Below are 5,463 nucleotides of genomic sequence, written 5' to 3' on the forward strand. Positions count from 1 at the left end.
GGGCAGATCCCATGACCGCCAGCGGGCACTTCTCATGACCGCTACCGGGCAGCTACCTGACCGCCCCCGGGAATTTTTTCGTGGCCGCCGTCAGCCTGTCGAGGGGTGATGGTTGGCGCATAGCCCGGTTCGTTGACCTGGTTCGGTGTCGAGACGGGTGTTGTGTTGTAGCTGTCAGCGAACCGGGCTGCCAGGTGTGGATGTCGTCGGCCGAGCATCCGGTGGATCTCTGCTTCGGTGCGTGAGGGGCTCTGCTGGACTGCGGCGAGCAGCGCGACGCCTTCTTGGTATGCCTGCTCGGTGAACCGGAGTGCCATGAAGTAATCCGGGTTCACCGCGTTCATGTCGTGTGCTGCGAGATCACCGAAGTCGAAGTCATCCACGTCAGTTGTGATCAGGTACCGCGCTCCTGCGTGGATCGCGTCTGCGATCACCTGTTGATCGGCGACCGTGCTGGTCACCAGCCCGGTTGTGGTCGGGGCAGTCGGTGATAGCTCGGTGCCGAGAATCCTTGTTCGCACCGTTGAGGTCCGGGATGCCTGGCCTCGTGCATGGCGGTCGGCTTCGATTTCAACATGCTCGGACCAGGTCCACCGCAGACCGTCCGCGCGCGCCCCAGCTATCAGCAGGGTACGAGTGACCGGGGATGCGAGTGCGTTGGCGTCAAGGAACAGCAGCGGCGGCTCATTCACCGAATAGCTCAGCCTCGATATCAGCGGCAGAGGCTTCGGCCATCCGCCTGATCAGGTCGTGGCTGTAGCGCTCATACTCGTTCAGTGGGATGCGGTGATGGGTGCCGACCTTGGTTGCCCTGATCTCGCCTTCAGCGATCCGACGCAACACCGTGGAGCGCGACATTCCCAGCCGTGCCGCGACATCAGCAGGGGTCAGCAACTCCACACGAGTCGAGAAGTCAACAACCTCACCGCGCTGCTTGGCCGAATCGATGAACGCTCGCACCCGCCCCCAGTCATCATCCGACAGGCGCGCTGGGTTGATCGTCATCTTGGAACTCATGCCCTCATTGTAACCGGGGCGTGGTCACTTATTAAGGCATAAGTGACCACCATGTCGTTGGAGTCAACGGCCGAGACCTCGGCCCTGGTCAACCTGCTGCTCGGGCCTCCGCCGCGGCGGCTAGGGAAACGCTGATTTATTGACCGCGTGGGGCGCTGCTGGCTGGGAGAATCGGGGCATGCCTGGTCGTGTTGTGCAGCAGCCGAGTTTCGCGGATGTGGAGTATGGGAACCGTCGCCGTCGGACCCGTCGGGATGAGTTCCTGGCGATGATGGATCAGGTGATCCCGTGGGATGAGTGGACTGGGTTGATCGTGCCGTTCTATCCCACGACCGGGCGGCGGGGCCGGCAACCAGTCCCGGTCGAGACGATGTTGCGGATGTACTTGCTGCAAGCATGGTTCTCGTTGTCGGATGAGGGCACCGAGGACGCGATCTACGACTCGTACGCGTTCCGCACGTTCCTGGGGTTGGACTTCACCACCGCGCAGGTGCCGGATGCGACCACGTTGTTGCATTTCCGGCACCTGATCGAGCAGCACGACCTGGGAGCGGCGTTCCTGGACGCCCAGACCCGGGCAGGTCTCACGACCGCCCCTGGGCAGAAATCACTGGCCCTTGACAGCAGTGCGAAGTTCGTGGCGAGAGAAGACCGAGGTGTCCACAGGACCGGTCTTCTTCGGGGGCGTGGCACGCAGGGTAGCTCCGACCGGCGCAATGGTGCCGACCTGACGACCGCGCAGTGTCAGCGCATAGGTCTCCCCTTTCTCCACGTCGTGAATCATCTGGGACGGGTTCTGACGGAGTTCGCGCGCACTGATCGTCTTCATCACATCATGATATCCAGGCCTGATCTACTTTGATCTACATTCTGTTCGACGGCTCGCATCGGGACAGCCTTCGTGGGCCGCATCGGCAGTAGCTCGGTGCCGAGGAGACGACACACTTTCCCGGTCGGAAACGAGTTCACCGCGACAGCCGATAGCCATAGTGGATGAGCGTGTGCTGACTCGGCTCAACGCAGCGATCAGTACAGACCGTCGCGTCGAAGAGACACGACGAGATCGCTCGCGAGGATCGCAGTGGCGACAGAGACCTCTTCCGGGCTCCCGACACCCAGCTCGGCCCGGCCCGCCATCATGGCGCCGATCGCCTCGGGTCCAGCGGCGAACAGTTCTTCGGCGTAACGCAAAGCCTCACGGGTGGCACTCGCGCTGAGTGGATCTTCAAGCAGCCGCGCAAACGCCATTCCCAATTCCGCCGTTTGGGTGGTGCGGAGGTTGCGGTATGCGTCATGCGCATCCTTGTCGTTGAGCCGCTGCGGGGCGTTGATGCGCTCGCCAAGCTTGTGGAGCTTGGCGACGAGCAAGGCGGCAGGCCCCACGACTTTGAAACTGCGCACTCGGGGATCGTCCGGATCGAGCGCCGTCACGTCCATCGCATCAACATCCACAAGCGCAGCCTCGAGCCCGCGTGCCCGGCGGGTCGCGGTGCATCGTGGGGAGGGATACGAGCGCCTCGTCTCCCAGGTCCCGCCAGAGCCTCGGGCATCATCAGATCGACGGGGTTCCGATCAATGCTCACCGATGCCCCGGTTGCCCATTCGCAGCGGGACGGAAGCCGGCACTCCTCATCGCAGCCTCGAGTCTGGGGTCGTCGGCGAGAACCCGAGGATCCACCACGACGTCGCTGTCTTTCGTCGCCTCGGCCAGGGCGACGTCAATACCCCTGGCTCGCAGGTATACCGCCTCTGCACCAGTGACGATGACGGCTGGACTGTGTTCGCGCAGCGCGTCAATCGCGTCAAGCAGGACGGATCGAGCGCGGACCAACAGAGCTGGAGGGCTGCCGCCAGAGTTGTTCATGGTGCGTCATCCACTCCACGAGTTCTTCCGCTTCGGCAGGTGCGCGTCCAGGAACGGTCATGAGATCGGCTGCAACTTGCGTCGGTGCAGCGACGCGAACTCCGTCCTCGCGGTCGATCGTCCGCTCAAGAGCGACGTGGTAGGCAGGCTGCGCCAAAAGGACGTTCGCGCCGGTGTCAGTGGCTCGCAAGTCCCATTCAGCGCTGGCCTGCAGAGGGTTCCGGACATAAATCATGGCGGAACGAGCAGGCGCATAGGCCGCCCAAGTGGCAGCGGCCACTGAACCTGTCATCGCATAGTCCGCCATCGCTCTCGTCCGAATGGTGTCGAGCAACGCGTCCAGTCCTCGCGGAGCGATCCAGCGCGTCACGGTGTTCGTCTGAACGAACTCGTAATCCCTGCTCCACCGGCACAAGAGCGCCTGCCAATCAGGGACAGTGCTCACGAGGCGGCCGCGGGCTCGGTTCCTCGAGCACACCTACGACTCGCCTACGAGCCTGCGGCAACTGGAGGTGGTGGGGTCCGCCTCCAGGCCTCCTGCAGGTGCAGCGCGACGGCACCTGGACCACCGTCGGACGGGTCGCGGCTCGCTCCCGATGTACCTCGGCTCGGGTCAACCCGACGTGGCACGTCACTGGGGTGCGCTTTCTCTTCGCTGCCGGTTCACCGAAGCCGGTGATCAACGAGTTGATCACCCGCTGATCGCCTTCGGTGATCCGTCGAGGACTGCCCGGGCAGGTGACCTGCCCGGGCAGTCGTGCGCTTGACCGCTCCCGGTCACAATGGACGCATGTACTTCACCGATCGAGGCATCGAAGAGCTGGAGGCCCGGCGCGGCGACGACGACGTCACCCTGGGCTGGCTGGCTGAACAACTGCGCACCTTCGTCGACCTCAACCCGGATTTCGAGACACCCGTCGAGCGACTCGCGACCTGGCTTGCCCGGCTCGACGACGAGGATGAGTGAGAATGGCCCACGTGACCAATCACCAGGACGGCAGTGAGCCCGAGTTCAGCCCCACCGCTCGCTTTCACGTCGCTGACGGCGAGCGTCAGATTGGTCTGTGCTTCGTGGGTGACTCGTTCGTCGCTGGCTTCGGGGACCCCAAGGCGCTCGGCTGGGTCTCCCGGGTGGTGGCACGCACGCCGCACAGCGGCGTCGACCTCGCCACCTACAACCTCGGCATCCGCGGCCAGAGTTCGACCGATGTCCTCGCTCGCTGGCAGAAGGAGTGTGAGCCGCGGTGGGCGCAGGCGAACGAACGCCGCCTCGTTGTCGGCGTCGGTCTGAACGACATCGCACAGGGTCTCACCACGGCACGGTCCCGGCTCAATCTCGCGAACATCCTGGATGACGCCTCGTCCGCTGCCATCTCGACGTATGTCGTGGGCCCGGCCCCGACCATCGACGCCGAGACCAACGACCGTTTGCAGATCCTGGTCGATGCCCAGTCGGACGTCTGCTCACGCCGTGGCGTAACGTACGTCGACTGCTTCCGACCCCTGCTCGGTCACGACCAGTGGCACGCGGACCTCGCCTCCGGCGACGGCATCCACCCCGGCCAGGCAGGCTACGGCCTGATCGCGTGGCTGGTCCTGCACGCCGGCTGGCAGAGCTGGCTCGACGTCTGACGACTTGGCTCGTGGCGCCATTCGCGCGCGTCGCTCATGCTCCCGGATCAGGCTGCCCCAGCTTCACCTATCTGGCTCTTCATACCTGCGGTGGGGGTAGGTGCTCATCGTGGGGAGTCCGCCGCCGACCAGGAGCATGCGTAGCCGGTAGTTGTCGCGGTTGCGGAAGCCGCGGGCGACGCGGCGGTGTAGCTCGATGAGGCCGTTGATGGCTTCGGCGCCGCCGTTGTTCGCGCGGTTGGTGGTGAAGTAGGCCAGGAATGCTTCTTTCCACCGGTTCAAGGTCTTCCCGAGCCGGCGGATCTCGGGGATTGGGCAAGACGGAAACGATTCGAGGATCTTCTCGGCGATCTTCTTGCCCTGGGTCAGGTCCTGGCAGTGGTATGCCTGCCGGAGCTGTCCGGTGGCTTGCCAGGCGATCGAAACTTCCTCGTGTGCTTCGTGGGCGGCGATCGCCGTGGCGAGGCGCGCTTTCTGCTTGTCGGTCAGCCGGTCGGCGCTGCAGTGCAGGATCGTGGCGATCGAGTGCAGCGGGTCGCCCTTACGGCCCCGGTGCCCGAGGGTGGCTTGCTGCACGCGGCGGCGCACATCGTCGACGGCTTCAGTGCCGAGCTTGACGACATGGAAGGCATCCAATACCGCTGTGGCGTCTTCCAGTTCGTCGTCCAGGGCGTTCTTGTATCCCTGGAACGTGTCCAAGGTGGCGACCTTGATTCCGTCCCGGAACGCGGTGTTGCGTTCCGTGAGCCAGTCGGCGTACACGACCCCGGACCGGCCCGGGACCAGGTCCAACAGCCTGGCCCGGACACGCCACTGTCCCTTTTTCTTCCCGGACGTGACCTGGTGGCGGGTCAGGTCGGAATTTGTCAAGATGTTTGGGGCCAGCGGTTCTTAAGCAGCTGGTTGTTGGTCCTCCTGTTCTTCCTCGGGTGGTTTGTTGATCCAGGCGT

The 5,463-nt window shown here is 64.2% G+C and carries 7 protein-coding genes and 1 pseudogene; 3 read left to right on the forward strand and 5 right to left on the reverse strand.

Annotated features, from left to right (window positions below):
* Positions 1–41: 41 nt before the first annotated feature.
* A complete protein-coding gene (locus EFY87_RS20150) occupies positions 42–461 on the reverse strand; it encodes a hypothetical protein (protein ID WP_148043434.1) in 420 nt (139 codons plus the stop codon).
* 223 nt (positions 462–684) lie between these two features.
* A complete protein-coding gene (locus tag EFY87_RS19795; protein ID WP_123273213.1) occupies positions 685–1,017 on the reverse strand; it encodes a helix-turn-helix domain-containing protein in 333 nt (110 codons plus the stop codon).
* A gap of 139 nt (positions 1,018–1,156) precedes the next feature.
* Here EFY87_RS19795 and EFY87_RS21275 point away from each other — a divergent pair, with 139 nt between their 5' ends.
* Entirely contained in the window at positions 1,157–1,879 is a 723-nt protein-coding gene (locus EFY87_RS21275) for a transposase (protein WP_148043435.1), read from the forward strand.
* 164 nt (positions 1,880–2,043) lie between these two features.
* On the opposite strand, the gene EFY87_RS20755 is transcribed toward EFY87_RS21275, so the two are convergent.
* Both EFY87_RS20755 and EFY87_RS20465 read right to left on the reverse strand, forming a co-directional pair.
* Positions 2,044–2,469: a hypothetical protein gene (locus tag EFY87_RS20755; RefSeq protein ID WP_220093728.1), complete on the reverse strand. Its 426-nt coding sequence runs from the start codon at positions 2,467–2,469 to the stop codon at positions 2,044–2,046.
* Between the two features lie 350 nt (positions 2,470–2,819).
* A complete protein-coding gene (locus tag EFY87_RS20465) occupies positions 2,820–3,251 on the reverse strand; it encodes a hypothetical protein (protein ID WP_158607738.1) in 432 nt (143 codons plus the stop codon).
* A gap of 420 nt (positions 3,252–3,671) precedes the next feature.
* Between EFY87_RS20465 and EFY87_RS20595 the strand changes: the two genes are divergently transcribed.
* A complete protein-coding gene (locus EFY87_RS20595; protein WP_181445530.1) occupies positions 3,672–3,848 on the forward strand; it encodes a DUF6104 family protein in 177 nt (58 codons plus the stop codon).
* Positions 3,849–3,859: 11 nt separating this feature from the next.
* A complete protein-coding gene (locus EFY87_RS19810) occupies positions 3,860–4,513 on the forward strand; it encodes a GDSL-type esterase/lipase family protein (protein ID WP_425459377.1) in 654 nt (217 codons plus the stop codon).
* 63 nt (positions 4,514–4,576) lie between these two features.
* Here the strand turns inward: EFY87_RS19810 and EFY87_RS19815 are convergent.
* Positions 4,577–5,323: pseudogene (locus EFY87_RS19815) on the reverse strand (ISL3 family transposase); the annotation flags it as partial.
* Positions 5,324–5,463 lie beyond the last annotated feature (140 nt).

It is taken from the genome of Flexivirga caeni (genome assembly GCF_003724155.1).
GTDB lineage: Bacteria > Actinomycetota > Actinomycetes > Actinomycetales > Dermatophilaceae > Flexivirga > Flexivirga caeni.

Coding starts and splice junctions, on each gene's coding strand:
- EFY87_RS20595 (WP_181445530.1), top strand. CDS start 3,672: ATGTACTTCACCGATCGAGGCATCGAAGAGCTGGAGGCCCGGCGCGGC.
- EFY87_RS19795 (WP_123273213.1), bottom strand. CDS start 1,017: ATGAGTTCCAAGATGACGATCAACCCAGCGCGCCTGTCGGATGATGAC.